Origin of the sequence: Citrobacter sp. Colony219 (assembly GCF_019382635.1) — a bacterium.
GTDB lineage: Bacteria > Pseudomonadota > Gammaproteobacteria > Enterobacterales > Enterobacteriaceae > Citrobacter > Citrobacter youngae.
Map to the genome: position 1 here is coordinate 4,698,679 of NZ_CP080033.1, position 24,499 is coordinate 4,723,177.

The 24,499-nt window shown below is 53.1% G+C and carries 17 protein-coding genes and 3 pseudogenes; 7 read left to right on the forward strand and 13 right to left on the reverse strand.

Annotated features, from left to right (window positions below; translation table 11 throughout):
- Complete coding sequence (acpT, locus tag JTI85_RS20940) at positions 1–579, forward strand: 4'-phosphopantetheinyl transferase AcpT (protein WP_061068768.1); 579 nt, start codon at positions 1–3, stop codon at positions 577–579.
- Between the two features lie 49 nt (positions 580–628).
- Complete coding sequence (gene nikR / locus JTI85_RS20945; RefSeq protein WP_005121550.1) at positions 629–1,030, forward strand: nickel-responsive transcriptional regulator NikR; 402 nt, start codon at positions 629–631, stop codon at positions 1,028–1,030.
- A gap of 97 nt (positions 1,031–1,127) precedes the next feature.
- Here nikR and JTI85_RS20950 read toward each other — a convergent pair whose 3' ends face one another.
- The 10 genes from JTI85_RS20950 to JTI85_RS20995 all read right to left on the reverse strand — a co-directional run bounded on the left by JTI85_RS20950 (position 1,128) and on the right by JTI85_RS20995 (position 14,794).
- Positions 1,128–2,252, reverse strand: coding sequence for an ABC transporter permease (locus JTI85_RS20950; RefSeq protein WP_219351963.1), 1,125 nt, complete (start codon positions 2,250–2,252; stop codon positions 1,128–1,130).
- Positions 2,252–4,999, reverse strand: a complete 2,748-nt coding sequence (gene rbbA / locus JTI85_RS20955) for a ribosome-associated ATPase/putative transporter RbbA (protein ID WP_137364138.1) — start codon at positions 4,997–4,999, stop codon at positions 2,252–2,254. Before rbbA ends, JTI85_RS20950 begins: the two co-directional genes overlap by 1 nt.
- Positions 4,996–6,063, reverse strand: a complete 1,068-nt coding sequence (locus tag JTI85_RS20960) for an HlyD family secretion protein (protein WP_061068770.1) — start codon at positions 6,061–6,063, stop codon at positions 4,996–4,998. The genes rbbA and JTI85_RS20960 overlap by 4 nt, the downstream gene beginning before the upstream one ends.
- 362 nt (positions 6,064–6,425) lie before the next feature.
- A complete protein-coding gene (locus JTI85_RS20965; RefSeq protein WP_061068771.1) occupies positions 6,426–7,592 on the reverse strand; it encodes an iron-containing alcohol dehydrogenase in 1,167 nt (388 codons plus the stop codon).
- Between the two features lie 33 nt (positions 7,593–7,625).
- Positions 7,626–7,940, reverse strand: a complete 315-nt coding sequence (locus JTI85_RS20970; protein ID WP_048213613.1) for a putative quinol monooxygenase — start codon at positions 7,938–7,940, stop codon at positions 7,626–7,628.
- An 18-nt stretch (positions 7,941–7,958) separates the two neighbouring features.
- Positions 7,959–8,534, reverse strand: coding sequence for a glycerol-3-phosphate responsive antiterminator (locus JTI85_RS20975; protein WP_048213614.1), 576 nt, complete (start codon positions 8,532–8,534; stop codon positions 7,959–7,961).
- Positions 8,534–10,090: an FAD-binding oxidoreductase gene (locus JTI85_RS20980; RefSeq protein WP_048213615.1), complete on the reverse strand. Its 1,557-nt coding sequence runs from the start codon at positions 10,088–10,090 to the stop codon at positions 8,534–8,536. Before JTI85_RS20980 ends, JTI85_RS20975 begins: the two co-directional genes overlap by 1 nt.
- Entirely contained in the window at positions 10,087–11,766 is a 1,680-nt protein-coding gene (locus tag JTI85_RS20985) for a glycerol-3-phosphate dehydrogenase/oxidase (protein ID WP_219351964.1), read from the reverse strand. Before JTI85_RS20985 ends, JTI85_RS20980 begins: the two co-directional genes overlap by 4 nt.
- Positions 11,763–13,307, reverse strand: a complete 1,545-nt coding sequence (locus JTI85_RS20990; RefSeq protein ID WP_061068774.1) for an FGGY family carbohydrate kinase — start codon at positions 13,305–13,307, stop codon at positions 11,763–11,765. Before JTI85_RS20990 ends, JTI85_RS20985 begins: the two co-directional genes overlap by 4 nt.
- Positions 13,304–14,794: an MFS transporter gene (locus JTI85_RS20995; protein ID WP_353655373.1), complete on the reverse strand. Its 1,491-nt coding sequence runs from the start codon at positions 14,792–14,794 to the stop codon at positions 13,304–13,306. The genes JTI85_RS20990 and JTI85_RS20995 overlap by 4 nt, the downstream gene beginning before the upstream one ends.
- Positions 14,795–15,330: 536 nt before the next feature.
- On the opposite strand from JTI85_RS20995, the gene JTI85_RS21000 reads away from it, so the two are divergent.
- The 4 genes and pseudogenes from JTI85_RS21000 to JTI85_RS21015 all read left to right on the forward strand — a co-directional run bounded on the left by JTI85_RS21000 (position 15,331) and on the right by JTI85_RS21015 (position 20,399).
- The gene (locus tag JTI85_RS21000; RefSeq protein ID WP_048213619.1) at positions 15,331–16,620 is read left to right on the forward strand and encodes an MFS transporter; all 1,290 of its coding nucleotides are present in this window, start codon (positions 15,331–15,333) and stop codon (positions 16,618–16,620) included.
- Positions 16,592–17,617, forward strand: coding sequence for an alcohol dehydrogenase catalytic domain-containing protein (locus tag JTI85_RS21005; RefSeq protein WP_048213620.1), 1,026 nt, complete (start codon positions 16,592–16,594; stop codon positions 17,615–17,617). Before JTI85_RS21000 ends, JTI85_RS21005 begins: the two co-directional genes overlap by 29 nt.
- 20 nt (positions 17,618–17,637) lie before the next feature.
- On the forward strand, positions 17,638–18,822 hold the full coding sequence (gene uxuA, locus JTI85_RS21010; RefSeq protein WP_048213621.1) for a mannonate dehydratase: 1,185 nt from the start codon (positions 17,638–17,640) through the stop codon (positions 18,820–18,822).
- Positions 18,823–18,927: 105 nt separating this feature from the next.
- A pseudogene (locus JTI85_RS21015) lies at positions 18,928–20,399 on the forward strand (fructuronate reductase).
- A gap of 10 nt (positions 20,400–20,409) precedes the next feature.
- Here the strand turns inward: JTI85_RS21015 and JTI85_RS21020 are convergent.
- Entirely contained in the window at positions 20,410–21,081 is a 672-nt protein-coding gene (locus JTI85_RS21020; protein WP_048213623.1) for a FadR/GntR family transcriptional regulator, read from the reverse strand.
- A gap of 142 nt (positions 21,082–21,223) precedes the next feature.
- Positions 21,224–22,417 (reverse strand): annotated as a pseudogene (locus JTI85_RS21025) (NAD(P)/FAD-dependent oxidoreductase).
- 229 nt (positions 22,418–22,646) lie between these two features.
- On the opposite strand from JTI85_RS21025, the pseudogene pitA reads away from it, so the two are divergent.
- Positions 22,647–24,143 (forward strand): annotated as a pseudogene (pitA, locus tag JTI85_RS21030) (inorganic phosphate transporter PitA).
- A 63-nt stretch (positions 24,144–24,206) separates the two neighbouring features.
- Here pitA and uspB read toward each other — a convergent pair.
- Entirely contained in the window at positions 24,207–24,497 is a 291-nt protein-coding gene (gene uspB, locus JTI85_RS21035) for a universal stress protein UspB (protein WP_255574980.1), read from the reverse strand.
- Positions 24,498–24,499 lie beyond the last annotated feature (2 nt).

Sequence of the window (24,499 nt, forward strand, 5' to 3'; positions counted from 1 at the left end):
ATGTACCGGATCGTTCTAGGGAAAGTTTCTGATTTAAGCACCGGCGTGCTGCCTCATGCGCTCTATGAGCAGGCTCCGCAGGGTGCTCGCCGCGCACGCTGGTTGGCTGGCCGCGTACTGCTTTCCCATGCCCTTTCCCCATTGCCTGATATCGTCTACGGCGAGCAAGGAAAACCGGCCTTTTCGGCCGACACGCCGCTGTGGTTCAATCTTAGCCACAGCGGTGATGACATTGCTCTGCTGCTTAGCGACGAAGGGGAAGTGGGCTGCGATATTGAAGTCGTGCGCCCGCGCGAAAACTGGAAGACGCTGGCGAATACGGTGTTCAGTCTTGGGGAACATGCCGAAATCGAAGCAGAACATCCGGACCACCAACTGGCGGCTTTCTGGCGCATCTGGACGCGCAAAGAAGCCATCGTTAAGCAGCGTGGCGGCAGCGCCTGGCAAATTGTCAGCGTCGATAGCACTACACTGACATCCTCGCTCTCCGTTAGCCAGTGCCAGCTCGAAACCCTGAGTCTGGCCGTGTGCACGCCAACGCCATTTACCCTGACAGCCGACGCCGTGCAGAGGCTGTAACTCCCGCATTCCCTGTGCGCCGACGCGCGACATGAAAGGTTAACTGCAGATGCAACGAGTCACCATTACTCTCGATGACGATTTACTGGAAACGCTGGATAGCCTGAGCCAGCGCCGTGGTTACAACAACCGTTCTGAAGCGATTCGCGATATTTTGCGTGGTGCGCTGGCGCAGGAAACGACCCAGGAGCATGGCACTCAGGGCTTCGCGGTACTCTCGTATGTTTATGAACATGAGAAGCGTGATTTGGCCAGCCGCATTGTTTCGACGCAGCACCATCACCATGATTTATCGGTCGCTACGCTACACGTTCACATCAACCATGACGACTGCCTGGAAATCGCCGTACTAAAAGGCGACATGGGCGATGTTCAGCATTTTGCCGATGATGTGATTTCCCAGCGCGGCGTACGTCATGGTCATTTGCAGTGCCTGCCGAAAGAAGAGTAATTACCTGTTTCGTTGCCGGGGGCGCTTCGCTTACCCGGCCTACACCCGTTCTCGTTTGTAGGCCGGATAAGGCGTAGCCGCCATCCGGCAATAATGTTCACGCCATCGTGCCAATCGTCTTTCTAAAGCGCAGCAGCGCTATCAGGAAGAACGCACTGCCAATCGCCAGCAACGTCAGAAACTGCGGCCAGACGATGCCGAACCCTGCGCCACGATAAAGAATCGCCTGCGCCAGGCTGACAAAGTGGGTAGTCGGCATCGTCAGCATGATGTCCTGTACGGCCTGCGGCATGCTTTCACGCGGCGTGGAGCCACCGGAAAGCATCTGTAACGGCAACAGCACCAGAATCATCAGCAATCCCAGTTGCGGCATGGAGCGCGCCAGCGTGCCCATAAAAATACCGATCGAGGTGGTGGCGAACAGGCTCAGCGCCACGCCCAGCATAAACAGCGGTATCGAGCCTTCAATGGGTACGCCGAGCACGCCTTTTACCATCAGCATCAGCGACAGACCGGAAACCACCAGCACCACCAGCCCCATCGACCAGATTTTTGCCATCATGATCTCAAACGGCGTTACCGGCATCACCAGCAGATGCTCAATGGTCCCGTGCTCACGTTCGCGAATTAGCGCCGAGCCGGTGAGCACAATCGCCAGCATGGTAATGTTGTTGATGATTGCCATCACCGCGCCAAAACGGGCAGGTTCCAGATTGGGGTTAAAGCGCATGCGCATTTCCAGCGCCACCGGCGGCTCACTGTTGTCACGGTAACGCGCCACAAAGCTGTTCACTTCGCCGCTGATGATATTCTGGATATAACTGTTGCCGGTAAAGGCCTGGCTCATCCGCGTGGCATCGACGTTAACCTGAATATCCGGCTGTCTTCCTGCCAGCACATCGCGCTGAAAATCAGGCGGAATGTTCACGGCGAAGGTGTAGCGTCCGGCATCCAGCCCGGCATCCATCTCATCGGCGGTGATCATCTCCGGCGGTAAAAACCACGGGCGATAAAAGCTGTTCACAATCCGGTTCGACAGCTGTGACTGGTCCATATCGGCAATAGCAATCGGCGCCAGATGCAGCGAACCCGGCAGGACGGTCGCGGAAGAATAAACCGAAATCGTGAAGGCAAAGACGATCAGCGTCAGCATCGCTTTGTCGCCCAGCAGGCTGCGTAACTCTTTGATGCCGAGGTTATAAATATTGTGTAATCGGCGCATCACCCCTCCTGTTTTTTCAGCAGTAATACGCTCAGACCGATCACCACCGGAATGGCGATTGCCAGCGGCATAAACAGCTGCCAGAGATCCGTCAGATCCAACGCTTTAGAGAACGTTCCACGCGCAATGGTCAAAAAATGACTGGTCGGGTAGATTTCGCCAATCCACCGTCCAGGCCCTTCGAGCGAGGCGACCGGATCGATCATCCCGGAAAACTGCGTCGCCGGGATAAGCGTAATAATCGCCGTACCAAAAATGGCGGCGATCTGGCTTTTCATAAACGTGGAGATTAACAGCCCCAGCCCGGTGGCAATGGTGACGTACAGCAGCGCGGCCAGCGTCAGGGTCATAAAGCTGCCCTTATGCGGCACGCCGAACACAAACACCGACAGCGCGCACAGCAGCAGAAAGTTCAGCATGCCCAGCACGATGTAAGGCAACTGTTTGCCGAGCAAAAACTCGCTGCGGGTCGTAGGCGTGACGTACAGGTTGATAATCGATCCGAGTTCTTTCTCACGCACTACGCTGAGGGCGCTGAGCATGGAAGGGATCATCATCAACAACAGCGGGATCACCGCCGGAACAATCGCCGGCAGACTCTTTACATCCGGGTTGTAACGATAGCGAGTTTCAATGGTCATCAGCCCGTTTTGCCCACTGGCATTGGGCTGACGCGCCATCACATCCTGCAGCCAGGTCTGGTGCATCGCCTGCACGTAACCTCTGACCGTTTCAGCGCGGCTCGGCATTGCGCCATCGACCCAGACGCCAATCTTCACCGGCGTGCCACGCGCGATATCGCGGCCAAAGTTTGGCGGGATCTCTATTGCTACCGCCACTTCACCCGAACGCATTCGCTTGTCCAGCTCGTCATAACTGGTGAGCGGCGGCTGCTCAATAAAATAGCGCGACCCCGCCAGGTTCAGCGACCACGCCTGGCTGCTGACGGTCTGGTCACGATCGAGCACCGAAAAACGCAGATTTTCCACGTCCATGCTGATGCCGTAGCCCATGATCAGCATCAGGATCACCGTCCCCATCAGCGCCAGCGTTGAACGCACCGGGTCCCGCCGCAGCTCCAGCGCTTCACGGCGGCTGTAGCTGAACAAGCGCCGCAGGCTAAAGCCCTGCCGCGGCGGCTGACTGTTTTCATGCACCAGCGGAGCAGTCGCTTGCGAAAGCGTCGCTTCCGGCGCCGGGCCTGCTGCTTCCTGTAGCCAGGAGATAAAAGCCTCTTCCAGGCTGGCGGCACCACGCTGTTTCACCAGCTCCTGCGGCGTGCCGCTGGCGAGTACTTTTCCGGCGTGCATCAGCGACATACGGTCGCAGCGCTCCGCTTCATTCATAAAGTGGGTAGAGATAAAAATGGTCACTTTATCCTGACGCGACAGATCGACCATCAGTTGCCAGAACATGTCCCTCGCCACCGGATCGACCCCGGAGGTCGGTTCATCAAGAATGAGCATTTCCGGGCGATGGATCACCGCCACCGCCAGCGACAGGCGTTGACGGATCCCCAACGGCAGCGCGCCGGGCAACGCGTCTTCGACATCGGTCAGCGAAAAGCGCTCGCTCATCTCCTGCACCCGCCCAGGGATTTCTGCTTCGGGGATATGGAACAGTCGCGCGTGTAGCTCAAGGTTTTGCCGCACGGTCAGCTCGCTGTAGAGCGAAAACGCCTGCGACATATAGCCTACCCGGCGGCGGGTATCGATATTCTTCGGGTCAACCGCTTGCCCAAACAGCCACGCCTCACCTTCGCTTGCGGGTAGCAGACCGGTGAGCATCTTCATGGTGGTGGATTTACCGCAGCCGTTGGAGCCGAGAAAGCCGAAGATCTCCCCGCGGGGAATACGAAAGTTAACGTGGTCAACGGCGACAAACTTGCCGAAGCGCATGGTCAGATCTTTCGCCTCAATGGCAATCTCTTCCTGCTCAGCATGATACGGCGGGATCACCACCGGCTTATGCGCCTGACGCTGGGCTTCAGGAAGCAGCGCGATAAACGCCTGCTCCAGCGTGTTGCTGTTGGTTTGTTCGCGTAGCTGCTGGGCGCTCCCGGTGGCTAACACCTCCCCGGCGTTCATCGCCACCAGCCAGTCAAAGCGCTCGGCTTCTTCCATGTAAGCGGTCGCAACCAGCACGCTCATGTTGGTCTGCCGCTGGCGAATGCTGTTAATCAGATCCCAGAACTGGGCGCGGGACAGCGGGTCTACCCCGGTGGTGGGTTCATCAAGAATGAGCAATTCCGGGTCGTGGATTAACGCGCAGCACAGCCCCAGCTTTTGCTTCATCCCACCCGAGAGTTTCCCGGCAGGACGATCGCGAAACGGCGCCAGTCCGGTGCTGTTCAGTAGCTCGGTAATCCGCGCTTCGCGTTCCGCTTTGTCATGACCAAACAGCCGGGCAAAGAAGTCGACGTTCTCATACACCGACAGCGTGTGGTACAGGTTTTTACCCAGCCCTTGCGGCATCCAGGCAATACGCGGACAGACATCACGACGATGCTTCGGGTCGCGCATATCGCCACCCAGCACCATCACGTTGCCCTGTTCAATCACCCGCGCACCGGAAATAAGCGACAGCAGGCTCGATTTTCCGACGCCATCCGGGCCAATCAGCCCCACCATGCAGCGGGCGGGGATATCCAGCGTGATATTGTTCAGCGCGACCGTTGTCCCGTAATGCTGACTCACGCCGTCAAGGTGCGCCACGGGAGGAACGGGAACCAGCGCCAGATGCGTCATTGCGGCAACCTCACCACCAGCTCGTCAGGCCAGGGGCGATTTTCATCCAGACGCACCCAGGCCATGCCCGGCAGACCGGTTTTCACGTACTCCAGATGCTGCTGCAACAGCTCTGGCGGAATACGCGCTTTGACGCGAAACATCAGCTTCAGCCGTTCATCACTGGTTTCGACCGTTTTCGGTGTGAACTGCGCGACGCTTGCCACAAAGCTGATGGTCGCAGGAATACGCAGATCCGGCGCGGCATCCAGCACCAGGCGAGCTTCACCGCCAATCTTCAATAAACCAGCCTGTTCGGTCGGTAAGAAGAATGTCATGTAGACATCGCTGAGATCGACCATATTCAGCACGCGCCCGCCCGCGGAAAGCACCTCGCCCGGTTCGGCGACACGGTACTGCACGCGACCATCGCGCGGGGCTTTCAGCTCGCTGTCATCAATATCAGCGGCAATACGACGTTCGGTGGCCTGCGCGGCTTCAACGCGGGTTTGCGCCTGAATAATGCTGGTACGGGCGGCTTCGATCGCGGCTTTTGCCGCAGAGACCTGCGCCCTTGCAGATTCCAGCGCCGCGCGAGCGCTTTCCGCCGCAGCCCTGTCGTCATCCAGCTGTTGCTCAGACACCGCACCACGCTGGGATAGCGAACGGGAGCGAACGTGACGTTTAGAGACCGACTGCAGTTCCGCCTCGCGCTGTTTTACCACCGACTGCGCGGCGCGCATTTCACTTTGCCGTTGTTCCAGCAACGCCCGTGCCGCCGCAACTGCACTTTCCGCTTCTTTGATTTGCGCGACCGCTTCCAGCCGCTGCTCGTGCAGCACGCGGGTATCCATTTTCGCCAGCACCTCGCCCTGACGAACGAACTGCCCTTCCGATACGAGGATCGTATCAATACGTCCGGCAATTTTGGTGGCAATATCCACTTCAGTGGCTTCAATTCTGCCGTTGCTGGCGGCAAACCCTTCCGGTATCCCCGCAGGACGCAACATCCACCATGCTATTGCAGCAACCACCACCACAATACCCGCGCCCCACCACACCAGATGACGCTTAATCTTATCCATATTCGACCCGCCGTAATCCCTGTTATCAAACGATGCGTGTCACAAAACCCACTGAACTGCTATTCAGTGAGAGATTCCATCCGGGATGAGAAGGAATGATAAACGATGGCCAAAGAGCGGACAGGCGTTATAGCAACGCATACCGCGAAGGAAGTGAATGACGAAAATGCTGTGAAATCGGGTAGTAATGTTGTCATCATCAGCGTTCCTGGCCGGAAATGAAACACGCATACTCATAACTGCTATCTATTGAATACTAACACCTGGATTCGATATGTCTATTCGGTTGTTCTCGCGATGTCATCGGGCAAAACAGTGTCCGGCAATCCACTCGCCGGACAAGCTTTTGGCGAGTGTTCTGTTTAAAACGCGTGTTGGTATAGCCGCAACGCATCATCTGCCGTGAGCGGAACAGGATTGTTATCCAGAAGACGAGTCTGCTGCATGGCATCCTGAGCCAATATCGCCAGCGTTTCAGCAGGTATATCGACATCGCGCAGCTTTTTCGGTGCACCCGATTCAGCAATAATGCGTACCATCGCAGCAATAAATATCGCGGCATCTTTCTCCATATTCCCCGACACCTCCTCGCCAATAACAGCAGCCAGCTCGGCATAGTACGGCGCAGCGACTGGCGCATTAAACTGCAGCACCGGAATCAGCATCAACGCATTCGACAACCCATGTGGAATATGGTGTCGTGCGCCAAGGGGATAAGCCAGCGCATGCACTGCGGCCACTGGGGAATTGGCAAAAGCCTGGCCTGCCAGCATCGCGCCCAGCAGAACATTTTCTCGCGCTTCACGGTTGTTCCCATCACGACAGGCAGTCACCAGATGGCGGCTAATTAAGCGTAATGCTTCCCGCGCCAGCGCATCCGAAATGGGGTTCTTCTTATGTTTACCGGTATAAGCCTCAATGGCATGCACCATCGCGTCGATGCCAGCCGCCGCCGTATGAACCGGAGGAAGTCCAAGCGTCAATTGCGCATCCAGCAGCACCAAATCGCCATATAGCTGTGGTGCGACAATCCCCATTTTGCTGTCATCATTGGTCGTCAAAATCGAAATATTAGTGACTTCTGAGCCCGTCCCTGCCGTGGTAGGGATGTTAATCAGCGGCAGACGCTGCCCGGAAACTTTGCCAATACCGTAAAGCGCCTGCAGATCTTGCTCAGAGTTGATTAACACGGCCACCAGCTTCGCGACATCCAGCGAGGAGCCGCCGCCCAGACCAATGACCATGTCGCAATGGTCATCACGAGCAACCTGTAAGGCTTCCCGGACAAGACGTTCCTGCGGATCGGGTTGGACCCGATCATAGACCGTCACCTGAAACCCTGCCTCTTGCAGGCTATGCAAAACAGGCGGCAGAATCCCTGCTTTGACCAGTCCGGGGTCGGTCACCAACAACACGCGACGCGCGCTAAATCGCGGCTGAATAATCTCCCCTGCTCGTGATGCTCCCGCCCACTCGACGATAATTTCCGGTACAGTTGAAAACGTAAAATCCTTCATGACATTGTTCATTGATGTACTCCTGGTAGTAAAAATGGCCAGCTTTTAACTACGCGGTGTATCGGCATGAGTGAGAAAGCTTTTCACCTCTTTACGCTCAAGCAACGGGTTGATAATCCCAACGCCAATACGTTGAAAATGCTCCGTTTGTCGATGAAGTTCGAGACCCTCAGGACAACGATAGGTTTCAATAATCACAAAGCGATCGCCGTCTTCCGTAGAACGGAAAAACTCATAGGTGATGTTTTCAGGCTCCTGACGCGAGGCCTGGGCAAGCAGTCTGAGCGCATCATTGACCTTGTCTCCCATTCCCTTACGAGAAAAATAATGTGCAATAACAAAAAGTTGTGAATTCTCCATGGTCGGGCTCCCGGTGTTCTAACGGTGAAGGTCTATATCCCATAACGCGCTATCACTGCTCGAAACGGCTATCGCGCCGTGTAACAGCGCCGTTTGAGCATGTTCCTCGTTACAGACGAAGCCTGATGCCACTATTGGCGGCAACACATTACGGTCAGCCTGTGAGAGTAGCGGCAACATCTGCGCGGGCATCAGTTGCACGTAATCGGGTTCGCTTTGTTCTACGGCTTTCAGGCTGCGTAGCCAGGTAGAACGGTCGGTGACAAAGATTTTCTGCATCGTCACCAGTCCACACTTTTTCGCTCGCTGTACGGTTTGCAAACGCGTCGAGAGCAACCCCATCGCTCCCGTTTCGGCCACATAATCAATGCCGCCCTTATCCTGGGACAGCCCATTGCAGCTGTCGATATTCACGATGACGTACTTCCCCGCCTGCGACAGCAGTTCTATCACCGGATGGAGCTTAATCAGGTCAATATTGGCAATAATGCAGACTTCCGCCTTGCTGGATAGCGCGGTTTTCAATTGCTCAATACCGTAAATCGCCATAATGACGGGCTGGCGTGCCAGGAGCACGCCAAGATTTTTGATCATTACTGACCTGCCTGATGTGAAGGAAGATCGACGCTTAACCCCAGTTTGCCTGGGTTAAGAATGTTTTTCGGATCCAGCGCGTATTTGATATCCGCCAGAACGGAAAGCGATTCGCCTAAAGAAGCCTGCATATAGGGCGAACGCAGGAGACCAACACCATGATGGTGGCTAAGGGAGGTGTTGTGCTTAATTAGCACCGCATTCGCTGCATCCCATGCCGCACGATACCAGGCCGCACGTTGCTCAATCGCCACATCACCGCGCAATGAGAAATAGAGGCATGCGCCGTCGATGTAGGCGTGAGACTGATGCGCCGAACCGGCCAGCGTGCCGGGTACGGCGTTAATAGCGGCCACCACATCATCATACACGTCGCTAAGATCGCGCCAGCGTCCCACCATTTCCAGCGTATCCGCCACCAGACCTGGGCTCTTTTTAAAGCCTTCAGCACTTTTTCCGGTCAGATATCGGGTGTCCAGCCAGCGTTCAAAAATAGCCTCGCCGTCGAGTTGTTGTCCGCCGCGTTGGCACACACGTTCGCTGATAGCCATTACCGCATCGACAATCTCAGGCTCCCCCTCATCCGCAATCAACAGGACATTGGTCTCTGGCAGACCAAACTGCACGCCGCTTTCCAGGTTATCGTACAAACGCAGTGCCGCCGGATTCGCCCCATGCTGTAAGATTTCGCGACATGCCTCCAGTCCACTGGCGAAGCTGGAAAAACCCCAGGCGATGGCGCGGCCATAATCCGGCAGGCGATGAAGCTTCAAACGCACACGGACAATCACACCCAATGTGCCTTCAGAACCAATAAACATCTGCTGTAGATCAGGCCCCGTTGCGCTACGCGCATAGCCACCCACGGTGATTAAGCGGCCATCGGCAAGGACGACATCCATCCCATAGACCATATCTTCAATTTTGCCGTAGCGGGTCGACAGCTGTCCCGCGCCACGACAGGCCACCCAACCGCCCACGGTACTGATACCAAACGATGACGGCCAGTGGCCCATCGTCATGCCGTACTCTTTTTGGATAGTTTGTTCAAAAATGTCGCCGAACATGCCGGCTTCAACGTCAACAATCTGGCTTTGTGGATCGAAGTCGATAAGTTTGTTGAGTTCGCAAACGTCCAGCACAATGCCTCCCCGCAACGGCAATGCGGCACCAGTGACGTTACTGCGCCCGGCGGAAACCGTGACCGGGATTGCCAACGCATTCGCCAGACGCATCACATCCTGAATTTGTTCTACCGTAGAGACACGTACAATCGCCCCTTTTGACGTGGCCGGTGCGCCCTGGGTTTCCGCAATCATCGAACCGGCCCACCAGTCGCGGGTCCAGGTAATCACATCAGATTCCGATGTCAGCACCTCATCTGCAATGACCCGCAGTCGATCAAACGTCGCTTCGCTCATCGCCACCGGATCAATCTGCATCCCTTTCGCGCCACCGCTGCTTTTGATATCCGTCGCCCATGCCGGGCGCGTGTGTGCACCTACAGTATAATTTCCACGGTTATAACCGCGTTTAATCGCTTCTTTACTGATCATTCGGATGTCCCCATAAGTATTGATTTTTCATGTTTAATTGCCGCCTGATAGCTGGCTACCTGCCGGGCCACCTGTTCAGGCTGAAGCTTGAGCTCTTGTTGCAGAATTTCCCCCACGCGTTGCGCAGCATTCGCTGACGCATCACGAGCCATCAGACGGGCACGAATTCGGCGCGATAACACATCATCAATGGTGCTGGCGAGTTCATGGCGCACGGCATACACCACTTCAGCTTCGGTATAGGGAAGCCCTTCCACAATTGGCTTTGCCAGTAAGGGATTGGACTGGATAAGGTCACTGACAAAATGCGCTTCAGTCCCGTAGCGCTCCCCCAGGTGCGCAGACAAACCGCCCGATGCCAGAATCGCCTGCGGGTCATAGCCCGCCGCCCCCAGCAACCAGGCGGTTTTAGTTGAGCAGGCCTTTTTACGGCCGAGTATTTTGCTGGCGGCATCGATGGTCTCTTCTGCCATATGACGTGATGTCGTCAGCTTGCCGCCGACAATCGTAATCAGACCATCTGCCGCAACCGTGATTTCATGATTACGTTTCATTTCAACGGTCTTGCCTCCCGCCGTCCCCACCAGAGGGCGGCAACCGGCGATACTACCCACCACGTCTTCCGGGCGGAGATCGGTTTTCAATGCCGAATTCGCACCTTCCAGCAGAAAGTCCAATTCAGCGCGATTGCAGTGAACATCATTGAGATCGCCCTGATAATCCTCATCCGTGGTCCCCAAATAGGAAACGTTGCCCCAACGGGTGATCGTCGCGCGGCGGCTGCGCCCGGCAACCGGGATCGTCACCGTGCAATCATTGCGGATCTTCATCCACGGAATAGCAACATGTACCCCCTTGGCAGGACGGATATTCAGCGGTGATGCGTCACCTTTTTTCAGCCCATTCCAGTCACGCAGCCAGACGCCCGTCGCCATGATGGCAACCCGCGCGTTGACCTGAATTTCTCTGCCATCGGCACAGACGATGGCCCCATTCACTTTGCCGTGCTGGTCGCGCGTGGTTTCGATGACTTCCGCATGGTTGGTCACCACCGCGCCATGAAACGCCGCCGTGCGCACCAATGCCAACGTAAGTCGGGCATCGTCGACACGGGCATCGAAATACATAAAACCACCGGATAGCTGTTCTTCTTTGAGCGTCGGGCAATGCGACAGCACTTCCGCAGGGGTAAGTTTTTGGTGAAGGATGCCTTCCCGCCATCCTCCCGCAAGGTCGTAGGTCCAGAGCAGGCTTTCAAATGCAGCAGACATCCGCTTGTCGAATACGCCATTTTTATCGAGTACCGGGAATAAAAAGGGTAACCGTTGCACCAGATGACGGGCATTCCTCCGCATACGCTGGCGTTCGAGTAAAGAGTGGCGAACCAGCCCCAGATTCCCTTGTTCGATATAGCGCAGACCGCCGTGTACCATTTTCGATGACTTTGATGACGTGCCTGAGGCAAAGTCACTTTTCTCAATCAGCGCCACCCGGTAGCCACGCAGACTGGCATCCAACGCCGCGTAGGCTCCGGTTACGCCACCACCGACAATCAGAATGTCGTAGGTGTCGCTTTCCAGTCGATCCAGTTGTTCAGCGCGCTGGAGACGTAATGGCTCTGCACCGTACATCTCACTACAGGTTTTGTTGGGCTTTCGCGAAGGGAAAAACTTCATGAGTAAGTGTGCTCCTGATTAGCTGAGGTGAGGCTGTCGGCGGCTTCCATTTCGAGTGCAATACGCATCGCCCAGCGGTTAATTTTTTGTTCGCGAAGGTCATGACTGATTTTCGGCTCAAATAGCCGCGCGGTTTTTAGCATGGCGCAGGCATCCGGCAGCGAGTCCCACAGCAGCCCATCGGCACCAGCCAAAAACGCAACGCCACGTAAGCTTGCCCGCGCCGTTTCGGCCATTCGCCGCACGGGAATACCGCTAAGATCGGCCTGGATTTGCAATAACGTATCGCTATTGGATAACCCTCCCCCGACTACCAACTCTTTTGTGGGGATCCCGGTTGCCGCTTCATTTGCGCGAATACAGGCCGCGACCGAATGCGCAATCCCTTCCAGAATCGCGTAGGCCACCTGCGAGCGCGTGGTCGAGATTGAGATACCGTTCAGGGACGCACGGGCATGAGGCTGGAGATGGGGTACGCGTAGCCCCGTTAGCGCCGGAATAAAACTCACGCCACCCGCGTCGCTAGCCTGCGCGGCCAGTTCGCTGATCTGTTCGGGTGAGTCAAACCAATGCAGTTTTTCGCACACCCAGTTGAGCGCCGAACCGGTAGTGGGGACAAAGGTTTCGACAGAGAAATGCGAAAGCCCTTTTTGGCGGCGCGCCGTCATGGTGAGCGTACTTTCACAGCCCTTTTGCAAGGTTGGTACCGTTGGCCCCATCATTAAATCAACAAAGCTGCCAGTGCCATGCATACAAAAAGCCTGTCCTCGCTCGGTACACCCCAGCCCAATAGCCCCTGCAAACTGATCCCCTGCGCAGGCCAGGATCGGCACGCTTATCCCCAGAATATCTTCATGAGTGGTGCCGAAGTCATCGGCATCATCATGTAATTCAGGCAGCAATGACGCCGGGAAGCCCAGAGTCTGTAGCCATGGCAAATGATAGTGATGCTCTTTGAGGCAATACGCGCCAGCGGAGGTGGCATTTGTCGGTGTGGTGACACTTTTTTTCTCCTGCGCCAAGTGCCAAAGCAACCAGCTATCAACGGTACCAAAGACCAGCGTTCCAGCCTGATACGCCTTCGCCACCGCAGGCGTATTGGCAAGATGGCGCGACGCCCAAAGATAAGGAGAGCGTATCCCAACCGGTCGCCCAATCCGCGGCAGCAGTTTTGCATCCCATTCAGGGGCTAACTGGGCCAGTTCATCCGTGAAACGCGCATCCTGCCATACCATCGCCGGAGTTAATGCCTTACCCGTTTGCGCATCCCACAGCACTGCCGTTGAGCGTTGGGTCGCAATCGCCAGCGCCACAATGCGCATCTTGTTGCATTGCGCGTTAGCTATCGCTTTGCGACAAACCTCAATAGTGGCCTGCAAGACCTCATCAGCATCTTGTTCCACCACACCATGACGCAGACTGCTGACCTGAAGCGGCTGGTATTCCAGGCAGTGAACCTGGCTATTTTGTGCAACAACTGCCGCACGGGTCCCCGATGTACCTTCATCGATAGCCAGAATGACATCTTCGTATTCACTCATTTCGTACTCCTGTTTGATTCTGGGGTCATCGACTCTGGATAAGGTGAATGGGGTGATTCGAACTGCGGCGCACCTGGCTCGTTATCCGGCTGAATAGTGGTGCGAGTGGGGTCCCACGGAATAACAAAACAGATAATGCTCGCAAACAGCGGCACGGCAGACATGATCAGGAAGGTCGTTTGCAGGCCATACAAATCACGGAATACCGGGAAAATAAACAGCCCGAGCGCCGCACCTATTGCCCCGAGCGCACCGACCACGCCGTTCGCGCCAGCCCGCAGTTCACTGCGAAAAGAGAGTGACGACAGGCTTTTCCCGTTTGCACCAGGTCCGCCAGAGTGGCAAAGAATAAACAGTGCAGGGACCAGCAAAGAGGCCCAAAGTGGCATAGTGTCACTGAACAGACCCAGCGTGAGTAGCACGAGGAAGGCCACGGCAAAACCGATCGCCGAGGAGCGGCGCAATCCCAGACGGCGGCCAATCGCGGGAGATAAGAAACCGCCGACGATACCGAAAACGTTAAAAAACAGTGAACATAAGGTTGCGTAAACAAAATTTTTACCAAACATCGCAGCACTAATAACCGGTAAATACCAGCCCACACCGAAATATTGGATTGACTGACAGATTTGAACGGTCGAAGCCAGAATCGTACGTGGTAAATAGACGCCACGGAATATTAACAGCACATTTCTTGCGCCTTTTTCAGCCTGACCAATAACGGGTTTCTGTTCTGCTTTCGGCGCCAGAATAAACTGTTCACCATATATTTTATTCATGGAAACGATAGCTTCAGGTAATCGGGATTTCCTTGCCAGCCAAACCGGGCTTTCCACTAAATAACGGAACTGGAAAAACAGAACGATGATTCCACATAACGCCGTTACAGCAATGGAATAACGCCAGATGGCATCACCTACGTCCCATGAGTAAAACATCAGCGCTAATACCAAATTTAAACAAACGGCAACATACCAGACACCCTGCCAGGTATTTAGACGGCTTTTGAGTTTCACAGGCGTGAACTCTGCCAGCATGGCCATTGCCACAGCAAAGTCCATCCCGTAAGAGACGCCAACAAAGAAGCGACCCACTATTATCGTGCTAAAACTGGAGGATGACATCACCAACAAAGCACCAATCACCGCCATTATTTTGGCAATGATCAGCGGCGGCACACGACCCCAGCGATCGGCTATCCAGCCGCCAATCGGGTTAAATAATATGGCGACCCAGGATGAAAATGAGGTAAGTAGTGCAACTTCGGTCGCAGTAAGATTTAAATTGCGGGTCATTGGGTTTAATCCAGCACTGAGAGCTGAATTTGAAAAAGCATCAAGAAAAAGGCCGCCTAGTGCCAACCACCAAATAACACCAGCTCTGCCACTGATTTTTCCCCTGGCATCGATGCAATTAATGACATCATCTACACCGCGGATTTTTATCGGATTTGAGAATGAACATGCGGACATGGCTTTCCCCTTCATAATATTCGGAAGAAGGTCGCCATTAGCTAAAAAAATGCAATAAGAGACCATCTTAATTTCACAGATAGTCTCTTATCTAAAATCTGTATTTTTCCACTCTAGAAGGTAACCCAAAGCGTGTCAAAGCGACTTTTAGTCTCATCGTTGATTCTGTGACATGTAGCCCAAATGTTAATGAATCATTACAAAACGAGGTCGTTATGAGCCATTTTTCTGTTCTCAGCGGGTGGGATACCACTGTGACTGTACGTAGCCGCCTGATTTGCGCTGAACGTTCGCCGTTCTCCCTGTACGACGCTATTGCAATATCCATCCAAAATAGGTGTTGAATACCAATTTCGCTTTTATCCTAAATTTTACCGCTCACAACAAAAACCTTAAAATTCATAAAGATATGCCAACATACATTTGATCGTGATTATTTAAAGCACTAATTTTTCGTTATGTTGATCACATTCGCATCAAAAGAATGGTGATCTTAAAATAGGTTTTAAATATTGTGGTCAGGCCGCTAGACCACAATAAGAGGATATATCATGAAAAGAAAAACAATGGGATGGCTTATCGTTTTTCTTCTTTTTATAGTTTACATGCTTAACTATATGGATCGTTCAGCATTGTCGATCACCGCTCCACTCATCGAAAAGGAATTAGGATTCAATGCTGCTGAGATGGGTATGATATTCAGCGCATTCTTTGTTGGTTATGCACTGTTTAACTTTATCGGTGGCTGGGCCAGTGACCGATTTGGTCCCAAAACAGTATTTCTGGTCGCCGCGTTACTCTGGTCAGTATTTTGTGGGATGACCAGTCTGGTTACTGGCTTATGGACTATGCTGGCTGTCCGCGTATTATTCGGCATGGCTGAAGGGCCGGTCAGTGCTGCAGGTAATAAAATTATCAATAACTGGATTTCGCGTAAAGAATCTGCCACTGCCATCGGTATTTTCAGCGCTGGCTCGCCGTTGGGTGGCGCAATTTCCGGTCCGGTAGTTGGCCTGCTGGCTCTTTCATTAGGCTGGCGTCCGGCATTCGGTATTATTTTCCTGTTTGGTTTAGCCTGGGTATTACTTTGGTATTTCATTGCCAGTGATAAACCCTCAAAAAGTAAACACCTCGCCCCGGAAGAACGTGTCGATTTTGAAAACCATGATGACATCATTTTAGCGGATGACGGTAAAGCGATGCCTTCTCTCGGCTACTACATGAAGCAGCCGATGGTGTGGGCAACGACGCTGGCCTTCTTTAGCTATAACTACATACTCTTTTTCTTCCTGACCTGGTTCCCAAGCTATCTGAACCACTCGCTACACCTTGATATTAAAGAAATCAGCATTGCAACGGTGATCCCCTGGGTGATTGGTGCAATCGGCATGGTATTGGGTGGCGTATGCTCTGACTTTATCTATCGGGTAACGGGCAATGCCCTGCTTTCTCGCCGTCTCATTCTCGGTGTTTGCCTGGCTGGAGCGGCAATCTGTGTGGCGGTTTCTGGAACAGTTACCACTATCGGCAGTGCCGTTGGATTGATGTCAGTCTCGTTATTCCTGTTGTATTTAACTGGACCTATTTATTGGGCAGTTATTCAGGATGTCGTACACAAAGATAAAGTGGGTAGCGTCGGTGGCGCCATGCATGGGCTGGCAAATATCTCCGGAATCATTGGCCCTCTGGTCACCGGATTTATTGTTCAGTTCAGCGGTAAATATGATTACGCATTCTATCTGGCTGGTGCTATTGCGATTGTTTCCAGCTGTCTGGTATTCGTATTTGTCAAAAATAAAGGATTAAAAACAAATGAAAGTCAAAGCTGTCTACATCAATAAACCTGGTGAAATTGAAACCCGTTGGGTTGATTACCCAGAAAAGAAAGATAATGAAGTATTAATAAAAGTTGATGCTGCTGGAATATGTGGCTCTGATATAGGTGCATTTCGCGGCACTAATCCCCTGGTGACCTATCCACGTATTATTGGACATGAAGTCACTGGTATTGTTATTAAACAAGGCAATGGCATGCCAGCAAATATTAAGGAAGGTGACCGCGTTATTGTTGATCCTTATATTTATTGTGGCCATTGCTACCCCTGTTCAGTGGGGAGGACAAATTGCTGTGAAAACCTGAAGGTAATTGGCGTACATATTGATGGTGCGATGCAGGAGGTGGTAGCTCACCCCGCGCATTTGATTCACAAAATCCCGGATGACGTCGCCACTGAGATGGCTCCGTTGGCTGAACCACTGACTATCGCACTGCATGCGCTACATCGCGCCAAACTGACGGCCGGGGAGCATATCGCCATTATTGGAGCCGGTGCGATTGGTCTGATGGCAGCATTGAGCGCATTGCGCTACGGTGCGACGCCAATTCTGATCGATATCGTGGACGAACGACTTCAGTACGCAAAATCGCTGGGCGTGCCTTACGTCATCAATCCGTCGAACACCCAGGTTGTTGAGGCGATAAAAGATATCACACAGGGGACGATGGCACAGGTTGTCGTCGAAGCATCTGGTGCCAACAGTGCAATTCGCGAAACGCTGGATCTTGCTTCGTTTGCGGGTCGTATTGCTTTCACCGGCTGGCCAAAACAGGAGACATCGTTACCCACTAACCTGATCACGTTTAAAGAGTTGGATCTGCGCGGATCACGTACCAGTGCTGGCGAATTCGAAGAAGCGTTACAGATGCTGTCTACGCTGAACATTAATCCTGCGGATGTCGTCAGCAAGGTGGTGAATATTGATGATGTGCCTGACGCCGTGAAGGAACTCGATCAATACCCGGAACGCTATCTGAAGATCAATGTGACCTTTCATTAATTTTTCCAGGAGATAAAGCGATGGAACAAACCTGGCGTTGGTATGGCCCGAATGATCCCGTGTCGTTGTCCGATGTTCGTCAAGCCGGTGCAACGGGTGTGGTAACTGCGCTGCACCATATTCCAAACGGTGAAGTCTGGTCCGTAGAAGAAATTCTCAAACGCAAAGCGATCGTGGAAAAAGCCGGTCTGGTCTGGTCGGTCGTGGAAAGCGTGCCGATCCATGAAGACATCAAGACCCACACGGGCCAGTACGATCTGTGGATCAAGAATTACCAGCAGACGCTGCGTAATCTCGCCCAATGCGGCATCTTTACCGTGTGCTACAACTTCATGCCGGTTCTGGACTGGACCCGTACCGACCTGGAATATGTGCTACCCGACGGTTCAAAGGCTCTGCGCTTTGACCAGATTGAGTTTGCCGCCTTTGAACTGCATATCCTCAAGCGTCCCGGTGCGGAAGCGGACTACAGCGCAGAGGAAATTGCACAGGCGCACCAGCGTTTTGTGAATATGAGCGAAGAGGACAAAGCTCGGCTGACGCGAAATATCATTGCAGGTCTGCCAGGTGCTGAGGAAGGCTATACGCTGGACCAATTCCGTAGCCACCTTGCAACCTATAAAGATATCGACAAAGCGGCCTTACGGGAAAATTTCGCCTGGTTCCTGAAAGCCATTATTCCGGTAGCGGAAGAAGTGGGTGTACGTATGGCGGTTCATCCGGACGATCCACCGCGCCCAATTCTTGGCCTGCCGCGCATCGTTTCTACTGTAGAAGATATGCAGTGGATGGTGGATACCGTAAACAGCACAGCCAACGGTTTTACGATGTGTACAGGCTCTTACGGCGTACGCGCAGACAACGATCTGGTTGATATGATCAAACAGTTCGGCCCACGGATTTACTTTACGCACCTGCGTTCCACACAACGTGAAGAGAATCCCAAAACCTTCCATGAGGCGGCACATCTCTCCGGGGATGTCGATATGTACAGCGTAGTGAAAGCGATAGTCGAAGAAGAACAGCGACGTAAAGCTGAAGGCAACGCCTCACTTATCCCCATGCGACCAGACCATGGTCATCAAATGCTTGATGATCTGAAAAAGAAAACCAACCCAGGGTATTCCGCTATTGGTCGCCTTAAGGGCCTGGCTGAAGTACGCGGCGTTGAACTGGCTATCCAACGCGCCTTCTTCAATCAGTAACCACATTGCCGCATGGTATCCCTGCCATGCGGTTTTTCACTTTCAGTCAGGACCGGTCTTTGATAGCGCATTATCAAAGAAGATCATCAATGACAGGAGTTTGTCATGGACAAGAATCTCGCCACCGCCCAGATTTCCACCCCACGACCACGCTGGGATCGTTCACGCCTCGTTTCGCGCATCGTACATCTTGGTTGCGGCGCTTTTCACCGCGCTCATCAGGCGCTCTATACACATCATTTGCTGGAAAGCAGTGACAGCGACTGGGGTATCTGTGAGGTCAACCTGATGCCCGGAAACGATGCCACACTGATTCAAAACCTGAAGGCGCAGGATCTGCTGTACACCGTTGCCGAGCGCGGAGCACAAACGACAGAGCTTAAAATCATTGGCGCGATGAAAGAAGCGCTGCATCCTGAATTTGACGGCTGTGAAGCCATTATCCACGCAATGGCACGTCCCGAAACGGCCATCGTTTCGCTGACCATCACCGAAAAAGGATATTGCACAGATGCCGCCAGCGGCGAGCTGGATCTGAATCATCCGTTTATCCAGCACGACATTGCTCACCCACTGTCCCCCAAATCAGCAATGGGTTATATCGTCGAAGCCCTCGCGCTACGCCGTCAGCAGGGATTGAAGGCTTTTACTGTGCTGTCCTGCGATAACGTACGAGAAAATGGCCACGTCGCAAAAACCGCTGTCCTGGGTTTAGCCGCCGAGCGCGATCCGCAGTTGGCTGAGTGGATTGCCGAACAGGCAACGTTCCCATGCACGATGGTAGACCGCATCGTTCCGGCAGCGACAGAAGAGACGTTAGCGCAAATCGCAGAACAGCTGGGGTAGATGATCCCTGTGCCATTGCCTGTGAGCCGTTCCGTCAGTGGGTGATTGAAGATAACTTTGTCAATGGACGCCCGGACTGGGATCGCGTGGGCGTACAGTTTGTAGCAGATGTGGTGCCATTTGAGATGATGAAGTTACGCATGCTCAACGGCAGCCACTCTTTCCTGGCCTACCTTGGTTATCTGGGCGGTTATGAAACAATTGCCGATACGATGACCAACCCGGCGTATCGCAACGCTGCGCGTGCTTTGATGCTCAATGAACAAGCGCCGACACTGTCGATGCCGGAAGGAACAGACCTTGCGGCTTATGCAGAGCTGCTGATTGCGCGCTTTACTAATCCATCACTGAAGCACCGAACCTGGCAAATTGCGATGGATGGCAGCCAGAAACTACCACAACGCTTGCTGGACCCCATTCGACTCCATCTGAAAAAAGGCGAAGATGCCCGCCATCTGATGTTGGGAGTCGCCGGTTGGATGCGCTACATCAGCGGTGTGGATGAACAAGGTCATCCGATTGAGGTGATAGATCCGCTGTCAGCACAGTATCAGGCTATTTATCAACAGTATCCATCAATAGAAGAACGTGTCCGGGCGCTGTTAGCAATTGACACTATCTTTGGGCGAGACCTTTGCGAGAACACAGACTTTATCGAACGCGTAACCGCTGCCTGTCAGCAATTGCACAGCGTAGGCGCACGTGCAGCGGTAGCCGCTCTGAGCCAATAGCGTGGTGTTATTAAAGACCCACGATCTGTCTGACATAGGCCAGATGTTCCAGCGATTTTTGGTAAGCACCGTCAGCATCAGCCTGGCGGATCGCATCCACAATCGCTTTATGCTGTGTATTCATGCTGGTTAATACATCCCGATTGCCGGAACGTTTGTCCAGTCCGGCATACGGGATGTTAACGCGCTGTTCCCACAGCATTCGCGACATATCAAGCAGTACGCGGTTCTGGCTGGCTTCTGATACTGTTAGATGGAATTGCTTATCGAGGGAATAAAAACCATGCACATTGTTTTCGCTAATGGCCTTTTCCATGCTGAGATGCAGTGCTTCAAGCTGGCTAATTAGATCTTCTTTCCCGGCCTGAGCAGCAAGACGCGCACAATGGCTGTCGACCAACTCACGCGAATAGAGGATTTCTTCAATCGTATAATCACTGGTGGAATGCTTTTTATCAGCAACAATCACACCATTACCTGACTGGATGGTGATCCATCCGGAAATCTCCAGCACAATCAGTGCTTCTCTGAGCGATGCGCGACTTACACCGAGTTGCTTCGCCAGCTCACGTTCGGGTGGTAAGAAGCTTCCCGGCGGAAAAATACCATCATTGATGAGCTTAATGATGAGATTGGCTATCTTTTGATAGAGCCGCTCCTGTTTTACCTCAGGAATAACCATGTGTCTCCCGTTCTCTTATCTGTGCGATTTTAACTGATTTATCATATCATTCCTGGAGTTAAGAAACGCACGTCAGAGTCAGTTCATGTATCACACATCACTATGATATTTTTTCTTATTATGTGCAGACAGAGTCTTTCACTTATTCAGACACCAAATCCTGTGCACATGCCCAGGCGCTCGACCACGCCCACTGGAAGTTATACCCACCCAACCAGCCGGTGACATCCATCACTTCACCAATAAAGTACAGCCCTGGCACTTTGCGGGCTTCCATCGTGCGCGAAGACAGTTCGTTGGTATCCACGCCTCCCAGCGTGACTTCCGCTGTGCGATACCCTTCGGTACCGTTCGGCTGCACCCGCCATTCGGTCAGCGTTTCGACCAGCAATTGCTGATCGCGCACGTTAAGTTGTTTCAGCGTCACATCCGGGATTTGCCCTAATTGCTGCAGGCATTCCACCAGACGTTTCGGCAACTGCATCGCTAACGTGTTCTTTAAGCTCTGATTTGGATGTGCGCTTCGTTGTTCATCGAGGAAGCTCGCAAGGTCAACATCCGGCAACAAATTAATGCTGACAAATTCGCCGGGCTGCCAAAAACTGGAAATTTGCAAAACGGCCGGCCTGAAAGCCCACGGTGCGTAAAGAGCAGGTTTTCACGAAATACGGTGCCGTCTTCAGCGGTGATAACGGAAGGAACAGACACGCCTGAGAGTACCTGAAGCTGCTCCAACAGTGGCTTATGCAGCGTGAAAGGCACCAAACCGGCACGGGTCGGCAGAACCTTCAGACCAAACTGTTCGGCAATTTTATAACCAAACGGCGTTGCTCCCAGACCCGGCATGGAAAGCCCACCGGAGGCAATAACCAATTTCTTCGCACCGACCGTCATCCCGTTCAGTTCCAGAATGAAGCCATCATCATCCTGTGCGACGCTCAGGACTTCGCTACGTAAACGCATCGTAACGTTACCTTTTTCGCATTCAGCCACCAGCATATCGACGATTTGTTGGGCCGAATCATCGCAGAACAGCTGGCCGAGCGTTTTTTCATGCCAGGCAATGCCGTGTTTACCCACCAAATCGATAAAGTCCCACTGCGTATAGCGAGCCAGCGCCGATTTGCAAAAATGCGGGTTTTGACTCAAATATGCAGCCGGTTCCACATAAAGATTGGTAAAGTTACAGCGCCCTCCGCCGGACATGAGGATCTTACGTCCAGGCTTTTTTACCATTATCAATCAGCAGTACTTGACTGCCTGCTTGCCCTGCCTGCGCGGCACAGAACATACCCGCTGCGCCAGCGCCTATAATAACGGTATCAAACCTTTCCACGTTGCGATCCTCTCTAAAAAGCGGGCGTGAATTGTAAAGATTCCTCAGTGGTCGCACCAGCACCAAACTATCAATAATAGGTATTTACCTGAATTCTATAGGATAATTCTTTAGTGGTGTAAAACAAAGCAGGAGACAAATCAAAAAAACTCTATATTTCACTTTGCCCGCGCCGCCAAAGTCACTGATAATGCGCCGCGTTCATGTCCTCAAAATGGCGTAACGTCCTATGCTACATTTGTTTGCTGGCCTGGATTTACATACCGGGCTTTTATTATTGCTTGCTCTGGCTTTTGTGCTGTTCTACGAAGCAATTAACGGCTTCCACGATACAGCCAATGCTGTCGCAACCGTGATCTATACCCGTGCAATGCGTTCGCAATTGGCGGTGGTCATGGCTGCGTTGTTCAACTTCTTTGGTGTTTTGCTGGGTGGTCTCAGCGTAGCTTATGCCATCGTGCATATGCTACCAACGGATCTGCTGCTCAACATGGGTTCTTCACATGGCCTCGCCATGGTGTTCTCCATGCTACTGGCGGCAATTATCTGGAACCTCGGTACCTGGTACTTTGGTCTGCCTGCATCCAGCTCCCACACGCTGATTGGCGCGATCATTGGTATTGGTTTAACCAATGCGTTGATGAACGGGACTTCAGTGGTGGATGCACTTAACATCCCGAAAGTGCTCAATATTTTCGGTTCGCTGATCATTTCCCCTATTGTCGTCTGGTGTTCGCTGGCGGTCTGATCTTCTTGCTGCGTCGTTACTGGAACGGCACCAAGANNNGGCACGTATTCACCTGACACCAGCAGAGCGTGAAAAGAAAGACGGTAAGAAAAAGCCGCCGTTCTGGACGCGTATCGCGCTGATCCTCTCCGCTATCGGTGTGGCGTTTTCTCATGGCGCTAACGATGGGCAGAAAGGTATTGGTCTGGTAATGCTGGTACTGATTGGCGTAGCGCCTGCAGGCTTCGTGGTGAATATGAATGCTTCTGGTTACGAAATTACGCGTACCCGTGATGCTATCAATAACGTCGAAACCTACTTCCAGCAGCGTCCTGATCTGCTCAAACAGGCGACCGGCGTTGATCAGTTGTTCCGTCTCCGACGGAAACGGCGACAACAACACCGGCAGAGTTCCATTGTCACCCGGCAAATACCATCAACGCGCTTGAGCGTGCAAAAGGTATGCTGGCGAACCTGGAAACCTACGACAAGTTAAGCGTTGAGCAGCGTAGCCAGCTGCGTCGCATTATGCTGTGCATCTCTGATACACCGATAAAGTCGTGAAACTGCCTGGCGTAAGCAGCGACGATCAGCGACTGCTGAAGAAACTGAAAACCGACATGCTGAGCACCATTGAGTACGCACCCGTCTGGATTATCATGGCTGTTGCTCTGGCTCTGGGCTGCGGTACGATGATTGGCTGGCGTCGCGTGGCGACCACTATTGGTGAGAAAATCGGTAAGAAAGGCATGACCTATGCTCAGGGGATGTCGGCACAGATGACTGCCGCAGTCTCTATCGGTCTCGCCAGTTACACCGGTATGCCTGTTTCCACCACTCACGTTCTCTCCTCTTCTGTTGCAGGGACGATGGTTGTTGACGGTGGCGGTTTGCAGCGTAAAACGGTAACCNNGCATTCTGATGGCCTGGGTCTTCACCCTGCCAGCAGCGATTATCCTTTCCGGGGTGCTGTACTGGCTCTCCCTGAAGCTAATCTAAATGCATACACAGTAAAAAAGNGGTCAGGAAACTGACCCGCTTTTTTTATATCTGTCGTAGAAATCAGTGCCAGATAATCAGCGCGACCATACTGATTAACACCAGCCCACATAACGCGCTGGTAAGGATGAACTGACCGCGAACCCGCTCACAGCGGCGAATAAACTCATCGTCATGATGATCACGGTAACGCTGAGCGTAGATATACCACACCAGACGCATCTGCTTGTTAGGTTGCCCATGCGAGGTAAAAAAGCCGCCCCCATCGACATACTGGTAAAGTAATGGATCGCAACCACGAAGTACCACTAACAGTGCGCGTAGCGAAGAAAAATAACGCGCCATATTAACAATGC